Annotated in this window: 23 protein-coding genes and 1 tRNA gene; 11 read left to right on the top strand and 13 right to left on the bottom strand. The window is 41.0% G+C overall.

What is annotated here, in order from left to right:
* Positions 1-20 precede the first annotated feature (20 nt).
* The 3 genes from NKMY2_RS04180 to NKMY2_RS04170 are packed head-to-tail and all read left to right on the top strand — an operon-like array spanning position 21 to position 1,172.
* Positions 21-191, top strand: coding sequence for a protein translocase SEC61 complex subunit gamma (locus tag NKMY2_RS04180; protein WP_042684992.1), 171 nt, complete (start codon positions 21-23; stop codon positions 189-191).
* 6 nt (positions 192-197) lie between these two features.
* Positions 198-653: a transcription elongation factor Spt5 gene (locus NKMY2_RS04175; RefSeq protein WP_042685205.1), complete on the top strand. Its 456-nt coding sequence runs from the start codon at positions 198-200 to the stop codon at positions 651-653.
* Positions 654-689: 36 nt separating this feature from the next.
* Entirely contained in the window at positions 690-1,172 is a 483-nt protein-coding gene (locus tag NKMY2_RS04170; RefSeq protein ID WP_042684990.1) for a 50S ribosomal protein L11, read from the top strand.
* A 1-nt stretch (position 1,173) separates the two neighbouring features.
* Here NKMY2_RS04170 and NKMY2_RS04165 read toward each other — a convergent pair whose 3' ends face one another.
* Positions 1,174-1,632 (bottom strand): Lrp/AsnC family transcriptional regulator, encoded by a 459-nt coding sequence (locus NKMY2_RS04165; protein WP_042684988.1) that lies wholly within the window; start codon positions 1,630-1,632, stop codon positions 1,174-1,176.
* 164 nt (positions 1,633-1,796) lie between these two features.
* On the opposite strand from NKMY2_RS04165, the gene NKMY2_RS04160 reads away from it, so the two are divergent.
* Positions 1,797-2,450: a 50S ribosomal protein L1 gene (locus tag NKMY2_RS04160; RefSeq protein WP_042685202.1), complete on the top strand. Its 654-nt coding sequence runs from the start codon at positions 1,797-1,799 to the stop codon at positions 2,448-2,450.
* Position 2,451: 1 nt separating this feature from the next.
* Positions 2,452-3,318, top strand: coding sequence for a 50S ribosomal protein L10 (locus NKMY2_RS04155; protein WP_042684985.1), 867 nt, complete (start codon positions 2,452-2,454; stop codon positions 3,316-3,318).
* A gap of 4 nt (positions 3,319-3,322) precedes the next feature.
* Here the strand turns inward: NKMY2_RS04155 and NKMY2_RS04150 are convergent, their stop codons facing one another.
* The 3 genes from NKMY2_RS04150 to NKMY2_RS04140 are packed head-to-tail and all read right to left on the bottom strand — an operon-like array spanning position 3,323 to position 4,863.
* Positions 3,323-3,952 (bottom strand): trimeric intracellular cation channel family protein, encoded by a 630-nt coding sequence (locus tag NKMY2_RS04150; RefSeq protein ID WP_042684983.1) that lies wholly within the window; start codon positions 3,950-3,952, stop codon positions 3,323-3,325.
* A 55-nt stretch (positions 3,953-4,007) separates the two neighbouring features.
* On the bottom strand, positions 4,008-4,310 hold the full coding sequence (gene rpl12p, locus NKMY2_RS04145) for a 50S ribosomal protein P1 (RefSeq protein WP_042684980.1): 303 nt from the start codon (positions 4,308-4,310) through the stop codon (positions 4,008-4,010).
* A 43-nt stretch (positions 4,311-4,353) separates the two neighbouring features.
* Positions 4,354-4,863: a hypothetical protein gene (locus NKMY2_RS04140; RefSeq protein ID WP_042684978.1), complete on the bottom strand. Its 510-nt coding sequence runs from the start codon at positions 4,861-4,863 to the stop codon at positions 4,354-4,356.
* A gap of 78 nt (positions 4,864-4,941) precedes the next feature.
* Between NKMY2_RS04140 and alaS the strand changes: the two genes are divergently transcribed.
* Positions 4,942-7,647: an alanine--tRNA ligase gene (gene alaS / locus NKMY2_RS04135; protein WP_042684976.1), complete on the top strand. Its 2,706-nt coding sequence runs from the start codon at positions 4,942-4,944 to the stop codon at positions 7,645-7,647.
* On the top strand, positions 7,644-10,517 hold the full coding sequence (leuS, locus tag NKMY2_RS04130) for a leucine--tRNA ligase (protein WP_042684974.1): 2,874 nt from the start codon (positions 7,644-7,646) through the stop codon (positions 10,515-10,517). Before alaS ends, leuS begins: the two co-directional genes overlap by 4 nt.
* Positions 10,518-10,539: 22 nt before the next feature.
* On the opposite strand, the gene NKMY2_RS04125 is transcribed toward leuS, so the two are convergent.
* The 3 genes from NKMY2_RS04125 to NKMY2_RS04115 all read right to left on the bottom strand — a co-directional run bounded on the left by NKMY2_RS04125 (position 10,540) and on the right by NKMY2_RS04115 (position 11,905).
* A complete protein-coding gene (locus tag NKMY2_RS04125) occupies positions 10,540-10,824 on the bottom strand; it encodes a hypothetical protein (protein WP_042684968.1) in 285 nt (94 codons plus the stop codon).
* A 46-nt stretch (positions 10,825-10,870) separates the two neighbouring features.
* Positions 10,871-11,518, bottom strand: coding sequence for a hypothetical protein (locus NKMY2_RS04120; protein ID WP_042684966.1), 648 nt, complete (start codon positions 11,516-11,518; stop codon positions 10,871-10,873).
* Positions 11,519-11,626: 108 nt separating this feature from the next.
* A complete protein-coding gene (locus NKMY2_RS04115; protein ID WP_042684965.1) occupies positions 11,627-11,905 on the bottom strand; it encodes a hypothetical protein in 279 nt (92 codons plus the stop codon).
* A 116-nt stretch (positions 11,906-12,021) separates the two neighbouring features.
* Here NKMY2_RS04115 and NKMY2_RS04110 point away from each other — a divergent pair, with 116 nt between their 5' ends.
* A complete protein-coding gene (locus NKMY2_RS04110; RefSeq protein WP_042684962.1) occupies positions 12,022-13,032 on the top strand; it encodes an NAD(P)/FAD-dependent oxidoreductase in 1,011 nt (336 codons plus the stop codon).
* Here NKMY2_RS04110 and NKMY2_RS04105 read toward each other — a convergent pair.
* The gene (locus NKMY2_RS04105) at positions 13,029-13,733 is read right to left on the bottom strand and encodes a YkgJ family cysteine cluster protein (protein WP_042684958.1); all 705 of its coding nucleotides are present in this window, start codon (positions 13,731-13,733) and stop codon (positions 13,029-13,031) included. The genes NKMY2_RS04110 and NKMY2_RS04105 overlap by 4 nt on opposite strands.
* 126 nt (positions 13,734-13,859) lie before the next feature.
* Here NKMY2_RS04105 and NKMY2_RS04100 point away from each other — a divergent pair, with 126 nt between their 5' ends.
* The 3 genes from NKMY2_RS04100 (at position 13,860) to NKMY2_RS04090 (ending at position 15,519) form a co-directional block, all read left to right on the top strand.
* The gene (locus tag NKMY2_RS04100; RefSeq protein ID WP_320408952.1) at positions 13,860-15,050 is read left to right on the top strand and encodes an RNA-guided endonuclease InsQ/TnpB family protein; all 1,191 of its coding nucleotides are present in this window, start codon (positions 13,860-13,862) and stop codon (positions 15,048-15,050) included.
* 10 nt (positions 15,051-15,060) lie between these two features.
* Positions 15,061-15,378 carry a hypothetical protein gene (locus NKMY2_RS04095; RefSeq protein WP_042684956.1) on the top strand — a complete coding sequence of 106 codons (318 nt, stop codon included), beginning with the start codon at positions 15,061-15,063 and terminating at the stop codon, positions 15,376-15,378.
* A gap of 37 nt (positions 15,379-15,415) precedes the next feature.
* Positions 15,416-15,519, top strand: a tRNA-Gln gene (locus NKMY2_RS04090).
* An 8-nt stretch (positions 15,520-15,527) separates the two neighbouring features.
* Here NKMY2_RS04090 and NKMY2_RS04085 read toward each other — a convergent pair.
* The 5 genes from NKMY2_RS04085 to NKMY2_RS04065 form a co-directional block, all read right to left on the bottom strand.
* The gene (locus NKMY2_RS04085; RefSeq protein WP_042684952.1) at positions 15,528-16,127 is read right to left on the bottom strand and encodes a 30S ribosomal protein S7; all 600 of its coding nucleotides are present in this window, start codon (positions 16,125-16,127) and stop codon (positions 15,528-15,530) included.
* Positions 16,128-16,129: 2 nt separating this feature from the next.
* Complete coding sequence (locus NKMY2_RS04080; protein WP_042684950.1) at positions 16,130-16,567, bottom strand: 30S ribosomal protein S12; 438 nt, start codon at positions 16,565-16,567, stop codon at positions 16,130-16,132.
* A 4-nt stretch (positions 16,568-16,571) separates the two neighbouring features.
* Positions 16,572-17,030 (bottom strand): NusA-like transcription termination signal-binding factor, encoded by a 459-nt coding sequence (locus tag NKMY2_RS04075; protein ID WP_042684947.1) that lies wholly within the window; start codon positions 17,028-17,030, stop codon positions 16,572-16,574.
* A gap of 71 nt (positions 17,031-17,101) precedes the next feature.
* Positions 17,102-17,413: a ribosomal L7Ae/L30e/S12e/Gadd45 family protein gene (locus NKMY2_RS04070; protein WP_042684945.1), complete on the bottom strand. Its 312-nt coding sequence runs from the start codon at positions 17,411-17,413 to the stop codon at positions 17,102-17,104.
* Between the two features lie 116 nt (positions 17,414-17,529).
* Positions 17,530-18,594, bottom strand: a complete 1,065-nt coding sequence (locus NKMY2_RS04065) for a hypothetical protein (protein ID WP_042684942.1) — start codon at positions 18,592-18,594, stop codon at positions 17,530-17,532.
* Positions 18,595-18,626 lie beyond the last annotated feature (32 nt).

Genomic DNA, 18,626 nt, shown 5'->3' with positions numbered 1-18,626 from the left:
CACTTTATTAACTTCCAGCGATGGATCTAGTAAGTACCTTCAAGAACATGGCAAACACGATGAAACTTGCCAAAAAGTCAGACAAAGAGGACTATATGCAACATTTGAGACTGGTTCTTTTAGGAATAGCTGCCATTGGGACGATTGGATTTATAATTCAGTTTGTTTTTGCTGTGTTTAGATTCGGATAGATGGAATTGTCACAAGAAATTAAATCGCATCTTTTTGCAGTCAGAACCACAGGAGGTCAGGAAAAAGTAGTAATGAACTTGCTACAGAACAAGATAAAGACAAACAAGATTAACGTTCTTTCAGTTTTACTAGTTGATAATCTAAAGGGCTATGTCGTAATTGAGGCAAAAGACGCAAACGCTGCTTTTGATGCCCTACAGGGAATCAGGCACATCCGCGGCCAGCTCAGGGGGGAGTTAGAATTCAAAGATATCGAAGGTTATTTGGTAACTAGGACAAGTGCGGCACAGCTAGCAATAGACAACGTTGTCGAAATTATTGGAGGGCCATTCAAGGGAATGAAGGCAACAGTAACAAGGGTAGACAATGAAAAGCAGGAAGCAACAGTCATTCTATTAGATGCACCATACCAATTGCCAGTCACAGTCGATAGCAACTATCTCAAGATATCCACGGCTTAGGAAGGATTAAATCTTCACTCAAAAAAAGATGAAAATATGTCTGATACTCAATCTGTTTCTGCACTAGTAACTGGCGGACAAGCTTCTGCAGGCCCGCCATTAGGTCCAGCACTAGGCCCACTTGGAGTAAACATCATGGAGATCATCCAGGCAATAAACGATAAAACTAAAGATTTTGAGGGAATGAAGGTTCCAGTAACAGTTAACGTCAACACCAAGACAAAGAAATGGGAAGTAATTGTCGGAATTCCGTCTGCTGCGGCATTACTGCTAAAGGAGGCAGGAATTCAAAAAGGCTCAGGGACTTCTGGCTCGACTTGGGTTGGAGATATCAAAGTAGAGTCCATCGTCAAGGTGGCAAAGGCAAAACTTGAAAAATCATACGCAAGCTCCCTAAAATCAGTCGCAAAAGAAGTTGTCGGAACCTGTCTCCCACTAGGAATTAAAATCGAGGGCAAGACTCCAAAAGAATTCACTGCAGAGATAAATGCAGGAAAATGGGACAGCCAATTAGGCTAAGTCATTTAGAAATCAGGTAGGAAGGCTCTTTGTCAGTCTTTTGCAGTTCAACGAAAGTTTCCGTGCTTTGAATTCCCTCTATTTTACCAATTTTTTCAATGACAATTGTGTGTAGTTGTTCAAGGCTTTCTGCGTGAACTCCAACCATGATGTCAAACCTTCCAGTCACTTCTGAGATCGAGACGATTTCTGCAGTTTGGAACAATTGCTTGTGAATTGCGTCCTTTAGTTTCGGATCCCTGTTGATTCCTATTGTCGCCTTCACGGCAATGCCAAGTTGCGCTTCATCAACTAGGACAGTGAATCTTTTGATGATCTTCTTTTTGGTTAGTCTTTTGATTCTGCTATACAAGACAGATGCATTGATTCCCATCTTTTTTGAAAGGTTTGGAACTGAAATACTTCCATCCTTGGTCAATTCGTAGAGGAGCTTCATATCCAAATCATCTAGTTTATGCAATGTTTACAAAATTGTCGATTCGATGTTAATAAATGTAATTTTTATTATTAGAATTTGCATATAATACAAAGCAGTATGGTCAATTTCGAAAATTTTACAATTTTTCTCAAGTTTTGGCTTGCAAGCGACAAACGATTTTAAATAGGCTTTCGCGGAAAACCATGTTGATCAACGAGTCTGAACTAGCCAAGATGATAAAGGAAGCAAAGACAGTAGACAAAGAACGTAAGTTCAGACAGTCTGTCGAAATGTATGTGATTCTAAAGGATATTGATGTTAAGAAAGGATTTGCAATGAATGAGACAATCCAGTTGCCAAAAAAACTCAGCAGTCCAACTACAGTCTGCATAATGGCAGGCGGAGACATGGGATTAAAGGCAAAGAGTGCAAATGCAGACAGGGTTATCAGCGGCGACGAAATTAACGCACTTGCTGCAAACAAACGTGAGGCTCGTAAATTTATCAACAATTATGACTTCTTTCTGGCAGACACCCAGCTTATGACAACAGTCGGTAAAGTTTTGGGTCAGCTCTTAGGTCCAAGAGGAAAGATGCCAGTTCCAGTTCCATTTAACGCTCCAATCGAATCATTCCTGGACAGATTTAGATCATCAATCAGAGTCAAGGTGAAAAACTCCCTATCATTATCATGTAAGATTGGAGATGAATCAATGGACGATGCAGATTTGGCTGCAAACGCACACGCAATACTAAGTGCAATTGAAAAGAAATTACCAAACGGGGAGAGAAACATTAGAAAAATAGTAATCAAAACATCAATGGGAAAACCAATCAAACAAGCACAGCAGATGAAATAACATGAGAGAAAACAGAACACAATATCCTAAAAAGAAAATGCAGATGTACCAAGAGCTGCAAGAACTCCCAAAAAAATACAGAGTCACGGCACTAGTCAGAATGGAAAAAGTAAGATCGTCTCAGCTTTTACCATTAAGAAAAAAATTCCTCAGTGATGTAAAGATAGTCAGCATAAAGGACCAAGTTGCAAGAAAAGCGCTGGCCACACTTGACGTTCCAGGAATTGCAAAAATGATAGAATCGCTTACAGGTCAATGCGTTTTGATGTTTACAAACATGTCACCGTTTAAGCTAAATGTTCTTCTCGGCAAGAACAAAGTAATGATGTTTGCACGTGGCGGAGACATTGCAAGCATCGACGTTACAGTTCCAGCAAAGAACACCGGAATCGCACCAGGCCCAATGCTGACAGAGTTCAAAGAGGCGGGAGTTCCAACAAAGATTGACCAGGGAACAATTTGGATTACAAAGGATGTCACTCCGGTCAAAAAGGGCGGAGCAGTACCAGACAAGCTAGCTACGCTACTACAAAAACTAGACATAAAGACAATCGAGGCAGGAATCGCCCTAGAGGCAGCACTTGAGGAGGGACAGGCATACAAACGATCAGAATTGGTAATTGACCTTGACAAATACAGAGAGATGTTTGCAAGAGCACACCAAGAAGCATTATCGCTATCAATCGAGGCAGCATACATCACGCAAGACAACATAAAGCTCATTTTGGCAAAGCTAGGCCAAGGCGCCCGCTCTGTCGCAATCGAGGCAGGCTACATTACAGACGATACAAAAGACGCAGTCTTGCAAAAGGCAAATGCCCAAGCACAGTCAGTTGCCTCAAAGGCAAAAGGCTACACTCCAGCATAAAAAATTATTTCTCCCTAGCCCGCGGCAAATTCCAGTTGTATTTCATTGCGACAAGTCGTAGAGACGTGATAATTACGATTCCAGTTATAGACGCAATATACAGTGGTGTGCCACCAACTAGAAGCAAGAAAAAGACCACAACCCCTACAAAGCTTGCAGCGGCATATAGCTCCTTTACAAAAATAATTGGAACCTCGTTCACAAAAACGTCTCTGAGTATACCCCCTCCAACTGCACTAAGAATGCCTGCAAATGCCATCGCAAGAAAGTTCAGCCCAAAAATACTGTACGCAAAGGTCGCACCAGTTATGGAAAAAACACCCAGTCCTATTGCGTCAAATTTCAAAAATACGTTCCAGTGCTTTTTCAAATGCGGATAAAGGAAAAACAGGGCAACGGCAGATGCGACAGACACAATCACGTATGACGGATCTGAAATGGAGTTTGGAGGAAACTTGCCAATTATGATATCACGGATGGTTCCTCCCGCAACGCCGGTGATGACGGAGAGAATTATTATTCCGACAATGTCGGACTTGTGCTCTATTGCCTTGAATGCACCTGTCACTGCAAATGCCATAGTCCCAAAGAGATCAAAAACGTAAATCAGAAAGGCAAACGATATGTCTGGCAACTAGAATTGGTTATACCCAATCATAATTAAAGGTAAAAATGAAAATTTTGAAGATTTAGCCGAACAGTGAAGCGAGGCCTTCCATTGCTTGTTCTTCAGACTTTCCTGCTGCTGCCTCATCTTTCTTTGCATCTCCGCCACCTGCTGGTGCTGCTGCTGCGGCTGGTGCTGCTGCAACTGCTACTGGTGCTGCCTTGATTGCCTCTTCGATGTTAACATCGGCGAGTGCAGACACTAGTGCTTTTACCTGGGCATCATTTGCTGATTCGCCAGTGGCTTTGATTATACTAGTAATGTTAGCTTCATTAATTTCCTTTTTCAGTTTGTGCAGAATTAATGCAGCGTAGACGTATTCCATTGTATCGTGATTTTCTTTGGGGATAATATAAAACTATGTAGGATTATACCAGGATCTTAAGACTTCGGCAAACAGAGTAAAGGTTCTGCTTTAGGTTCTTGTCGTACAGAGTTTCCATTCTTCGTTTGAGGGTGCGCTTTGCCTCATCTTTTTCTGCGCCGTCTGGCAACGACAGAACATTGTTGATCAACTCAGGCAGTGACTCTCTTATCCACCCATCCAAAACAGAATATGCCTTTTCAGAGATCGGAGTTATTCTGCCAGAATCCAGATCGATTACGTCGTTAAAGTTTTCATGCTCGGTTCTGTAGATGAATGCAAAGATACAGTTCTCAGGAGTAGGGGATTTTAGAATCTCTTCAGAACGCGGTCCTGCCTTTCCCTGCGATACTTTGTTTTTTAGGCCAATTGGATTTACGATTAATCCGCTGATGCCAATTTTAGAGCCATCAACTCCCGTCACTATTCCAAAAATTATGTTCTTGTAGTCGCCATCTTGTTTTGATGAAAAAGCATAATCGCCTTCCTTGATTCCTCTTTTGCGACCAAACATGATTCAATGTCTCCAGGTAGCGTATTTAATTTATCGTAATCGACAGTCCTTAATATTGGTCAGTTTGAATCTCAGAAGATGGACAAGGAAGAGATCCTTGCAAAGTTTTCAAGCGAGCCGGATAGATACTACAAGGTAAAATTATTTGCCGAGCAGGGATTTGAGCGCAAATCGTGCTCAGTTTGCAAGAGATTTTTTTGGACTTTAGAGTCGCAGAGAAAGACTTGCCCGGATCATTCGGATGACACCTATTCGTTCATTGGCAATCCCCCCACGAAAAAGAGATTTGACTACACAGAGGCATGGAAGCAGGTAGAATCCTTTTTTGTAAAAAACGGACACACCTCAGTATCAAGATATCCAGTAGTGTGCAGGTGGCGTGATGATCTTTACTTTACTATTGCATCGATTGTTGATTTTCAAAGAGTGATGGGCTCAAAGGTTGTCTTTGAGTTCCCTGCAAATCCGCTAGTCGTTCCACAGACATGTCTTCGGTTCAAAGACTTGGAAAATGTAGGAGTCACAGGAAGACACTTTTCTAGTTTCTGCATGATAGGACAGCACAGCATTCCAAACGGAAATGGTTACTGGAAGGACGAATGCGTTGATTTGGACTTTAGACTGCTGACAGAATCTTTTGGAATAAACAAAGAAGAGATTGTTTTTGTCGAGGACGTTTGGGCAGGAGGAGGATCCTTTGGCTCATCACTAGAGTTCTACGTAAGAGGACTAGAATTAGGAAATGCTGTATTTACGGAATTCCAAGGAGATCTAGGACATCACACAACACTTGATCAGAGAATCATAGACATGGGTGCAGGCCTTGAGAGGTTTGCATGGATTACAATGGGAACGCCGACTGCCTATGATTGTTGTTTTGGGCCAATAACGCAAAAGCTAATTCAAAAAGTAGGAATTGATGCAGACGCAAACATTCTAACAAAATACTTTACCGAAATAGCAAAAAGTCTTGAAAAATATCCAGACCTGTCACAGGTAAGAAAGGCGGCGATAAAGGCAACAAACCTTACAGACGATAATCTAAACAGAATCATTACCCCGCTTGAGGGGATTTACACGATAGCAGACCACCTAAGGACTTTGATTTTTGCAATATCTGATGGCGCCCTTCCAAGCAATGTTGGAGGAGGATACAATCTGAGAATAATCCTAAGGAGAATCATGGCCACAATTGACAGACTCGGCCTAAGTTTGGACTTGAATGATCTAATCGACAGCCACATCGACTACCTCAAGGCAACATATCCTGAGCTTGAGGAGTACCGAGACGAGGTTAAGACAATAATCGGAATCGAGGTGGAAAGATACCATGACTCCAAGTCAAGAATGGTAAAGATTGCCGAGAGCCTCAAAAACAAGAGCCTAGACGTAGACGACATGATCAGGCTATACGAGTCAGACGGGGTTACACCTGACTATCTAAAGGAACACAAGATAATTGCCGAAATTCCAGACAGTTTTTACACCAAACTATCGGATCTCCACCAATCGGAAAAAAAGAAAACGGGCGAGGAATTTGATCTAAAAGGAATCCCAGATACGGAATTACTGTTCTACAAAGACGATCCGATGAAATTTGACGCCAAGGTACTCAAGGTAATAAAAAACAAGTTTGTCATATTGGACAGGACCTCGTTTTACGCAAGGGGAGGCGGACAGGAGCCTGATCACGGAAAGATAAACGGCGCAGACGTATTAGACGTTACAAAACACGGCCGCATCGTACTGCATGAAATGAAGACAGTTCCAAATGAGGGCGTAATGGTCAACTGCGAAATTGACATCTCAAGAAGAGTAAACATAACAAAACACCACACAAGCACCCATGTACTCAATTCATCTGCAAGAAACGTTTTGGGCTCTTGGGTATGGCAGCACTCTGCATTCAAAGAAAAGGATTACGGCAGGCTGGACATTACACACCACTCCAGTCTAAACGAGGAGGAGATCAAGAAAATTGAAAACGTCGCAAACTCCATAGTTCAAAAAAACCTTCCAGTCACAATCAAAGAATATGACAGAGGTCAGGCAGAGCAGACGTTTGGCTTTAGGATATACCAAGGGGGAGTGGTTCCCGTAAAATCAGTAAGAATAGTAAGAATCGAGGACTTTGATGTTGAGGCGTGTGGTGGCACGCATGTAAAAAGAACTGGAGACCTTGGGCTGATCAAGATTACAAAGTCAGAAAGAATCCAGGACGGCGTGGTAAGACTAGAATTTGTTTCAGGCGAGGCAGCAATAAGATACGTGCAAAAACAGGAAAGCGACCTATCCATAATAATAAAATCACTTGGCTCAAACAAAGAAAAACTAGTCAAGTCATTTGAGCACGCAATGAGTGATTCAGAGTCTGCAAAAAAGAAGCTAAAGCAGCTAATCAAGAGGACCAGCGGCACGGTGGCAAAACAGGCAGCTGATAATTCCAAGACCTTTGGCGCCTTGAAATTCTATTCGGTGATCGATGAAGAGTTGGACGAAGAGTTCCACATCGCAGTAGGCGAAGACATGATAACGCAAAACCCGTCTGCAATTTACTGCGCTTTGATCATAAAAGGAGGTGGAATCAGAATTATTGTTTTTGCTGGAGCAGACGCATCAAAGACGTTCAAGGCAGGAGATTTGGTAAAGGAGATTTCTGCAAAACTCGGCGGTTCCGGTGGAGGAGATGCGAGATTTGGGCAGGGCGGAGGAAAGGACACATCAAGGCTTGCTGACGCACTCGGATACGCAGAATTATTGATAAAAAAGACAGTGGGCTTATGATAGACTGGAATGGAATAGAGGAAAAGTGGAGGAAAAAGTGGCAAGAGTCAAAAGACTTTGAGACCGATCCAAACTCCAAAGAAAAAAAGTTCATCACAGTGGCATACCCATATCCAAATTCACCCCAGCACATAGGTCATGGAAGAACGTATACGCTTGCAGATGTTCATGCGAGGTTTTTGCGCATGAAGGGCTACAACGTACTTTTCCCAATGGGATTCCATTATACTGGAACGCCCATCTTAGGAATGGCAAAAAGAGTTCAAGACGGGGACAAGGAACTGATACAAAACTTTAGGGAATTGTATCATGTACCCGAAGACAAGATAAAAGAATTTGTAGAGCCGGTAAAAATTGCCGACTATTTCCACGAGGAGATAAAATCTGGAATGATCGAGATGGGATACTCTATTGACTGGAGACGGGAATTTACCACAATTGATCCGGCATATCAGAAATTTATCGAATGGCAAATCAACACACTTAGAAAAAAGAACCTAATCATCCAGGGATCTCACCCTGTCGGATGGTGTCCAAAGGATCAAAATCCAGTATCACAACACGACACACTTGGAGACGTGGAGCCAGACTTTACAGAATACATTTTGATAAAATTCCGCCAGGATGATTACATCATACCAACTGCAACGCTCAGACCGGAAACGCTCTTTGGCGTAACAAACCTCTGGGTGAATCCAGACATAGTTTACAAAAAGATCAAAGTAGATGGAGAGAACTGGATAGTTAGTGCAGAGTGCGCACACAAATTAGAATATTTGGACAAGAAGGTGACATATGAGGGAGAGATAAAAGGCTCCGAGCTTTGCGGAAAGAAGGTCCAGATTCCCCACAGAAATGATTCTGCAGTGATGCTACCAGCTAGTTTTGTTGAATCCCACACCGGCACCGGCATAGTGATGTCGGTTCCAGCCCATGCACCATTTGACTATCAGGCCTTGCAGGACTTGAAAAATTCCAATAAAGACGCATCCCTTGCAGAAGAAATTCAAAAAATCGAGGCAATTTCAATCATAGAGACGGACGGATATGGAAACATTCCAGCAAAGGAAGCAATTGACAGGCTTGGGATAAAAGACCAAACAGATTCCAGGTTAGAAGAGGCAACAAAGGAAATCTATGGAAAGGAATTCTATGGTGGAAGGCTAAAGCAAAACACAGGCCAGTTTGCAGGAAAAAAGGTAGCAGACGCAAAGGATGTCGTGAAGGAATGGCTGATCAAGGAAAAGTTTGCAGACATTTTACTGGAACTGACAAACGCCCCTGTCAGATGCAGGTGCGGTGCAGAGTGCGTTGTGAAAATTCTAAACAACCAGTGGTTTTTGAATTACTCAGATAAGGCCTGGAAGGAAAAGGCAACAAAATGCCTTGATGAAATGAGCGTCCTTCCCCAGGAAATAAGGCCTGAGTTCAATTATGTGATCGGGTGGCTGCGGGAAAGGGCTTGTGCAAGACAGCACGGCCTTGGAACAAAACTCCCGTGGGACAAGGACTGGATAGTAGAGAGCCTTTCAGATTCTGTCATCTACATGGCATACTATGTCATTGTAAAATTTGTCAATAACAACGAGATAAGACCAGAAAGCCTAGGGCAGGAGTTTTTCGATTACGTGTTTTTGGGACAGGGCAGCTCAGACATAGCATCAGAAAAGACAAAAATCCCAAAAGAAAAAGTCGAGCAGATCAGAAAAGAGTTTTCTTATTTTTATCCAGTAGACTCGAGACATTCAGGGCGCGATTTGGTGCCGAATCATTTGACATTTTTCATACTGAACCATGTGGCCATTTTCCCAGAAGAAAACTGGCCGAAGGAAATTGTGGTAAACGGCTCGGTCCTAATGGACGGAAAGAAGATGTCAAAGTCCATGGGAAACATCATCCCGTTGCGAAAGGCGATTCGAGATTATGGCGCAGACCCAATCAGGCTGGCAATAATAATATCAGCAGAACTTCTCCAGGATGCGGACTTTAATTTAGAGTCAGTGTCAGGAATAAAGCACAAACTAGAGTCGTTGCTAGAAGAATGTACAAAGCTGAAACCAGGAAAGCAGAACGAATTAGAGCCAGAAGACAAGTGGATAAAAAGCAAGCTGCATAGCGCAGTATCGGATCTCACATCGTCAATTGAAAAGATGCGGCTGCGAGAAGCACTTCACAACATATTGTTCTCGTTTGAATCAGACCTGCAGTGGTACATGAAAAGGGTAAATGCAAAACAAAGAACAAACATTTCCGGAATTTTACACGAGATAAATTCCATCAGAGTGGCATTGCTATCCCCGTTTGCACCGCATATTGCAGAAGAGATGTGGGAAAGACTTGGCCACTCAGGAATGGTTTCAACGTCAAGCTGGCCTCAGGTATCAGAAAAAATCGACGGCTACGCAATACAGTCAGAGGAACTGCTAAAATCAATCATAGGAGATATTGCAAATATTCTCAAGGTAACAAAAATTGCGCCACAAAAGATCACCATCTATACGGCAGATTCGCTCAAGGCAAAGGCGTATCATTTCGTCTTGGATAAAATCATGAGTGGTCAGACCAACATGGGCATAATAATGAAGGATTTGATCGCAAACAAAGAAACAGAAGAGATAAAGAAAAACCCAGACTTTGTGCAGAGGACAATAAAAGATATTTTATCAGAATCGACTGATCTGAGAAAAATAAAACTAGAGATTTTGGATTTTGATGAAAAGAAATTGATTGCAAGTGAACTGTCAGGATTGATCAGGGCCGACTTTAACGTAGAAATGCAGGTGTTTTCTGAATCAGATCCTGCAAAGTACGACCCAAAAAACAAATCTAAGACTGCAAGGCCATTCAAGCCGGCCATCCTAATAGAATAGGATCAAAAACAGATCTAAACATTCAAAGCTTGTCGCTAAAGTGTTTGGTTTGCTCGTCTACCCTATCTTGGAGCGAGTCATTTTTATCAGGAAACGACTCTTTGTTTGATCTTTTCTTCATCTTTTCGTCGTGTTCCTTTCTTGCATGGTGCAGTCGGTCTTTTTCATGAACGAACTCTTTTCCACATTCAGTGCAATTCACAATTGTTTGATGATGAATATGTCTTGCATGATGCATCAGATCACCATCTGTTGTAAATTTCTCATCACACTGCTCGCATTTTTTCTTTCTATGAAAAAAATCCATTCCGATAAATTACAGCATCATCGCTCTTAAGGATTGTTTAGCTATGTTATCTTTTTTGAGGCCACAATACTTGCTGTGTAACACAGCATGTGTATTTTTTTTCAAAACCCCAGATTGGACATCCATGATCACAGTTCAGTCCGCAGGTGACGATTTCCTTTACTTTGGATTTTACTTTGTCAGAGTCATTTATGATTTGGCTTGCAAGATCCAATTTTGATTTCTGAGAATATCTTTGATTTTGCGTTTTTGCCCACCTGCACAGGCATTTTTTTGGCAACGAGTCAAGACTGTAAAGTCTTGGGTCGTCACTTAGCAGTTTGGATCTTTTTAGAATCACCACGTTTCCGTTTACATATATCAGACCAGCATTACGTAGTGAGAACTTTCTTGGGATGTAATCAGTTGCCACATACGCGTAATCGACATAATCTTTTATGTTTTCAATTTGCTTTCTTGCACGCTTGAGATTATCCTTTGACGACTTTACCTCGACAGCGATTATTTCATCATCTTTTAAAAGCAGTAAATCAACGTCGGAAAGAATGTTTCCCCAAGCAATATTGAATCTAGCATGAGGGACTGCCTGATATCCCAAATTCTCAAAAAATACAACTAGTTTTTTTATTATTACTGATTCGTGTCGCCCCTCACGTTTGCTTGACTTTAGAATGTTTACTGCTTTGATCAACAATGTGTTTGTGATTTTTTCAATAACTTTCCAATTGAGTGATAAATTTGACCTACGATCTAATTTACTATCATTGATTTCGATTAGCCAATTTTCTGTATGGTTATGAAGTTATTCGCGTTTTGATTTAACGGCTTGATTATACTGGATGGTCCACTTTCTTACATACATCAATGGAACTAGGCATTCGACAGCCAATGCAAGTATGAGCCAGTGGGGATATGGTAGCACGTTGCTCATTCCAACAATTAGCCCAATGACCCCAGTCTCTATTATTATTCCCATTACGAGTTTTTTTATTCTATAGAACGCGATAATTTGAGAAATGATTGACGGCATGACAGCCAGAATCATTTGCTGGTTAAGGCTGATTGGTTTTTGACTGGTCAATGGTTTTTTTGATAATTTTGCGCGTTTTAAGGTATGGGAATTATAATGAAACGTCTAGGCACCGGATAAGAAAGACGGATATTGTATTTATTAGGTCAGAATCGACATCAGCTGAATTGAAAATCGCAGTATGCGGGATTGGTGTTGCCGGGAGCTACCTACTTTCAAGGCTAAAGCATGATCACGAGGTAGTCGGATTTGAGAGAATGCCGGAGGAAAGGCACGATTCCATTTGCGCTTGGGGCACATGTAGACCGAGAATGGAAGAGCTGTGCGCAAAATCAGGAGTAGATTTTAACAAGTATGTTATTCATGACGGAAAAAACATGTACGTCGAGATGAACAATAAAGAAAAATTCAACATTGGTTTGCACGGCCTTTGCACTTATGACAAAATTAGACTGATCAAGGATTTCACCAAAGGCTGCAAGGTCAATTACGGCGTAAGTCCGAAGCTTGAGGACTTGGAAGCTGAATTTGATATAATAGTTGATTGCACCGGATTTCACAGGGTGTATCTACCAAAACTTGAAAAGGACTTTTTCTTACCAACGTACGAATACAAAGTTGAATATGAGGGCAAAGTCCCATATGACGACTTTTTCATAAAACCGTTTGCCAATATGACTGGCTACTTTTGGTATTTCCCGCTTGGCGACAAGCTTGCCCACATTGGTGCAGGAGACTACATGAAAAAACACATTGAAGAAACCGACAAATTCCTTAAAGAATACGGGGGCAAAGTCATCAAGACAGTCGGAAGGCCAATCAGGCTTGCTACCCCAAATCTATGCAAGCCGTTTTACAAGGGCAAGGTAGTTGGAGTCGGCGAATCAATTGGAACAGTCTACCCCCTTCTAGGCGAGGGAATAATTCCAAGCATGGAATGTGCAGATATTTTTGTTAGGAATCTTGGGAACAACGAAAAATATGAAAAAGAGGTAATGGAGCATTTCAAGATTTACGGAAAGGTGTTTAATTTTGTACGAAGTAAGCTAAGTAAGGACTTTAGTTTACTGAAACAACTGGGAGACATGTTGTCTATTTTCAGATACATGAAAAAGAACGAAGCTCGTTTTGGAATGGAAATCCACATGCGAGATTTAATGAAAGTGGCAAAGGCCTAGACGAAATTAGCCAGACTAAATCCTTCCCGGGTGGTACGGGTATATTTCATGTTGTAATCATAAATTGTTATCGAGTATTCTTTCAGTACTTCTTTCATCGGATCAAGTGTCTCAGAAAGATAAAACCCGGGACAGTCACCAGTAAACTGAAACGTCGAGTGCACGCGTGCCCTCCCATTGTCATTTTCAAGCCACGTTGAAAACGGATACAAATAGCACACGCCAGGCCTATCAGGATGCATAGAACATCCACCTTCCTTATTGAGAAACCTGCACGAGATATGAGTTCCATCGTCTGCCTCGGTTTCATCTGATTTTCGTTTTAGGTTAATCGACGTCATTATGGTATTAGTTGATGTCGGTCCCGCCTCCTGCCATGTCGCGATTAGTGTTTCTTTTTTGATAAAGTCAGATGTTTTTTGGTACTTTAGTCCCTTGCCAATAGTAACCAAGTCATCTGATGTAAGAGGCAGTCTTCCCTGTCGGTCACAGCAGTTGTGGCAGTCAGGCCAAAAGCATTTCCACAAAATGAATTTTTTTTCATTTAATAGATACGGAATGTGAAATATCACATCCTTTACTTTTATTGGGTAATCAGAAACATCTGTGCGCTTTCCAAGCACAAAGTCCTTGAGTACAGGATCAATTTGCCAATTCTTTTCTAAAAGCTGCAGAGATTCTTCAATTTCTTTTTGAAACAACTATGCAATTATAAGTAAATTATTCACCTATTTTAAAGATGCATGGGAGTAGATCGCACATCAAGTTAGATCATTTTCGATCATAACGGTTTTAGATGTAGAATCACATACTCAAACAAGAGAATATTGAGTGTAAGAAATTACAAATTCCGCTTGTATCCAAATCCACAACAACAAAAGAGATTGCAAAATAACTTAGACGTATGTAGATGGGTATACAACAAATTTGTAGAACATGTACAAAATGGATTTGTATCAAGAAACGACTTAAACTACATGCTGACTGAGTTAAAACAGCAGGAATCGTGGCTTTACAATTACCATGCTAAAATGCTACAGATGATATCCACTAAGTTGGACGCAGCTCAAAAATCAATAATTGAATTAAATAAAAAAGGATACAAAGTAGGCAAGATAGGATTTGTCAAATATGATCAATATCGTACTTTTACTTACAACCAATCAGGATACAAATTTGAAAAACATGGAAGCGTGAATCTTCTGTGGTTATCAAAAATAGGATACATTGAAATCAGAAAACATAGAGAAATTAACGGCCACATTAAACAGGTTATTGTTTCAAAATCAAAGTCAGGGAAATGGCATACATGTGTTACTTGCGACGTTGATGTAGTACTACCAGAAATTCATCTTTCAGAATCAGTGGGAATTGATGTCGGGATCAAAAATTTTGTGTATGACTCTGATGGATTTGTAACACCAAACCCATTAAATCTTAAAAAAATGCTCAAACCGCTTGCAAGAATTCAACGAAAGATAGCGAGGCGCAAGATTGGATCACAGAATAGAAAAAAAGCAATAAAATTCTATCAGATAATTCACGAGAGAATTAGAAATAGACGTAAGGACTTTTTGCACAAACTATCAACAAAATATGCAAAAAAATACGATGTAGTGTTTGTGGAAAGATTACAAAAACTAAACATGGTAAAAAATCACTTTCTGGTGCGAAAAATACTCGATTCCGGTTGGGGCACATTCACAAATATGCTTGACTACAAATGTATGTTAATTGAGGTTACGGCGAAAAATACAACTGTGGACTGTTCAAGATGCGGTAATGCAGTACCAAAATCACTTGCAGTTAGAATCCACAAATGCAATATCTGTGGTTTGATGCTTGACAGAGATCATAATGCAAGTATTAATATTTTGAAAAAGGGTTTAGAAATTTGTGGAGCCGATTTGAATTCTAATTGTTTGAACATACCGCAGGAACTGCGGGAAGTTACGTCTGTGGAGATACTAAGAGTGTCAAGGAAACAGAAAAACACTATCGGATTCATCCGGCGGTAGTTCACTAAGGTTGAGCGAAAAGGGCAAGTACGCATCTGGAACCGAAAACAGGAGACTGGTCTGGAAAGAGATTGTGTGGCCCCTAATACTTGAACTAAACAATGTTGCATTTACCTTATCAGAATATCAAAAAAAACGCGATGAGGTTTGTGCAAGGTTTGGAATCACACTCACCGTTACGTCAAGGGGATTAGTCTCACTTTTGCAAAAAAACCTCCTGTTTAAAGAAAAGGATCTTTATTCCATACACTACAGACTAATCCCATACATGAGATTAAAGGCAGAATGTGACTATGCAACTGCAATTAAAGAAGTACGAACGAAATAATAATTTTATATCCAACACATATTGCAGTTTTTTCAGTAGCCCGATAGTCTAGCGGTCAAATGAATTTCAGACTAAGGATTCTGCCCTCTGGATCTTATGAGTGGATAGGCAGAGACGGCAGTTCGAATCTGCCTCGGGCTACTTTACAATTATCTGGATGCTTGCGCTATTCTTTCTAATTCATTCTTTTTCTTAACAGATGGTGCGTTTCCATCGTTTGTCGATGCCGCAATGAGATGGTCTGCCAGGTATTCTTCCATTGATCTTGGGTTTGAAAATGTTGCTTCTTTTACGCCATCTGCGATAAATCTTAATGCAAGATCAACCCGTCTTAGAGGAGAAACATCAACTGATACATGGTACGCAGTGCCACCGTAAACGATTCTTGTAGTATCCTCGTTTGGTGACGAGTATTCGACTGCTCGGACTAGTACCTCAACTGGGTTCTTGCCAGTCTTTAGGTGTATTATATCAAATGCGGCCTTGACAGTGTTGATTGTACGTGCCTTTTTGCCGCCCATTCTTCCAGTGTTTTTTGCATACTTTTTTCCAAAGTGCATAAGCTTGTTTGCAAGTCGTTCTACAATGTTTACCTCGAGTTTGTTAAATCGTTTAAGCGAGGATCTGCCAAATGTCAACGGCATTACTGATTTTTTAAGCGAGATTGTGGTTTTAAGTCCAGGATCCTTTATTTCTATACCAGTAAGATCCCATTTTCTAAATAACAAAAGATTTGGTGCGTCTGTCATGTCTATCTCCTTGGTTTTTCTTTTCTTCCTCGGACTAGTTCTCTTAGGGAAGTTCCATTTACTTTGAATACCTTGAATCTAACTCCAGGGATATCTCCCATTGCACCACCTTGAGTTGCACCCATTCCTTCTAGGTGAACTTCGTCGTGTTCGTCAATAAAGTTCATTGCTCCGTCTCGGGGCAAAAATGCGGTAACTGTTTTTCCGTTTTTGATTAGTTGTACTCTAACACATTTTCTCACAGCAGAGTTTGGCTGCTTTGCCTCAACACCTACTTTTTCTAAAACTATGCCTCTTGCCTGCGGCGAACCTCCAAGAGGGTTTGATTTTCTGTCAAGGCCAAGAGTTCTTCTTTTATATACGCCTATAGACCATCGCTGTCTTTTTCTTTTTGCTTTTAGTACGCGACCTGCAAATAAACCAAGTGGAGACTTTGCCATACTATCACTCCATCATTTTATCAGGACTGTTAATTAAAACGCTTGTAATTTCAAAATACCTTTTTGCAAGCAAGCGTGCCTTTTCGGCATTGCGTCCTTCTCGCCCCACTACAATCCCCTTCTTTTTAGGATCAACTAGGACTATTGCCTGAGTTGTTCCGTCGAGTCTTTTGTTTAATTTTACTTCAGTAACAAGTTTTGGATTTAGCATATTTTTCAAAAATTCAACGGGATCATCTGAATATTCAACAAGCTCGACATTTTTTTTGACAATGTTTTGAAGATTTCTAATGTGTGAGCCGCCCTTGCCAATTGCAAGCCCCATCTTTCCTTCGCTGACTACAAAGATGACGCGATTTTGTTTTTCATCTTCTACGCAATCACGTGCTGATGCGCCGGTAACATTTTGGAAAAGCGAGATTAAACGCATTTGATCGGTTGTAAGTTTGATTGTTTGTGCCATCTTTGCTAATTATCTCGAAGCTCTGAGAGTCTCATTTAAACTTTGAGTGTTGTTTGAAAAAATTTTGTTGATCATTGTTTTTCTGATTCTTTGATTATTGCTTTGATGTTTGCCTCTGGAATTGAAGTCAATGATGCTGCTGAAACTCTAAATTGTAATCCACATAGTCTGCCAAGTGCAACAGATGAACCATCAAATGGCAACGTAGCAACTTTTTGACTTTTGGCAGAATCTTGGATTTTTTCTAATGAACCTTCCGAAACAGATCTTGACACTATCACAAGTTTTGCGTTTTTAATTGTCTGTACTACCTGCTTCGTACCCAATACGCATTTGTTCTCAGATAGTGCGTCCTTTAGTGCTTTCTCAAGTAATTTGCTCATATTTCACTGCGTAATGTCGATCCAAAATTGCTCCTTTATAGATTTATCACTTGAAAAATCGAACAAATGACCAGTTAATTTCAAAATAAAAAAAATAATATAAAAATAAAGAGAGATTACTGACCTGCTACAACGGTATAGCTGACAGTGAACGGTTCTGGGTTCTTTGTGTGGACTGCAAGTGCGTTTCCTGCAAAGTTCCATGTTCCTGAAGCTTGTTGTGTGTCAACAAATGTCAATGCAAACTTGGTTTTTCCATCTGGTGACCAGATTGGTTGACCAGTGGCCTCGCCTTCAGCTAGTGGTCCATGTAGGGCTACAAGCTGAACTGGTTCGGATGCTGCATAAGTTATCATGCCAGCATACGGTTTGTCACTTGGAGGCAGGATAACTGCGAGTTGGTGCGATTCATGACCCGCTGCGGGATCCTGAGCAGATTGCATTGTTCCAGATTTTACGGTGTCAGACTTTTGCTTTTCCATATAGCTGACGGTGTAGCTGACAGTGAACGGTTCTGGGTTCTTTGTGTGGACTGCAAGTGCGTTTCCTGCAAAGTTCCATGTTCCTGAAGCTTGTTGTGTGTCAACAAATGTCAATGCAAACTTGGTTTTTCCATCTGGTGACCAGATTGGTTGACCAGTGGCCTCGCCTTCAGCTAGTGGTCCATGTAGGGCTACAAGCTGAACTGGTTCGGATGCTGCATAAGTAAGTGTTCCTTTGTAGATCTTGCCACTTGGAGGCAGGATAACTGCGAGTTGGTGCGATTCATGACCCGCTGCGGGATCCTGAGCAGATTGCATTGTTTTTGTGACGACTGCAGACTGATGCATTTTTGCATAACCCATCATTTTGTTAGAACCCATCATTTTATCATAACCCATCATTTTTGTTTTGGATTCTTTCAATGGCATTGATTTTGTGTTGTATTCTTTCACGGGCATTGATTTTGTTTTTAGTTCCATCATGGTGTTGGTTCGATCTGTTTTTACAGAGGAGTCTGCATCATAGCACAGCTGTTCGCCACAGACTTTGCTTGTTGTTTTCGGTCCAAATAATTTTTGAGGCGTTGTACTTTGTGACTTGACAGCATATGCTTGCTCCACCATACCAGATGAAGCTACAAATGCTGCTGACAAAAGAATTGCGACAGTAAACAAGGCTGAAAGTGTCGTTTTAGTCATTAAACAGAAAGTCATGCGTCATTATAAAAAAT

Origin of the sequence: Candidatus Nitrosotenuis chungbukensis, assembly GCF_000685395.1 — an archaeon.
In the GTDB taxonomy this organism is placed as follows: domain Archaea; phylum Thermoproteota; class Nitrososphaeria; order Nitrososphaerales; family Nitrosopumilaceae; genus Nitrosotenuis; species Nitrosotenuis chungbukensis.
Note: the sequence above shows the minus strand (reverse complement) of the source record. Positions and strands in the feature narration are given on the sequence as shown.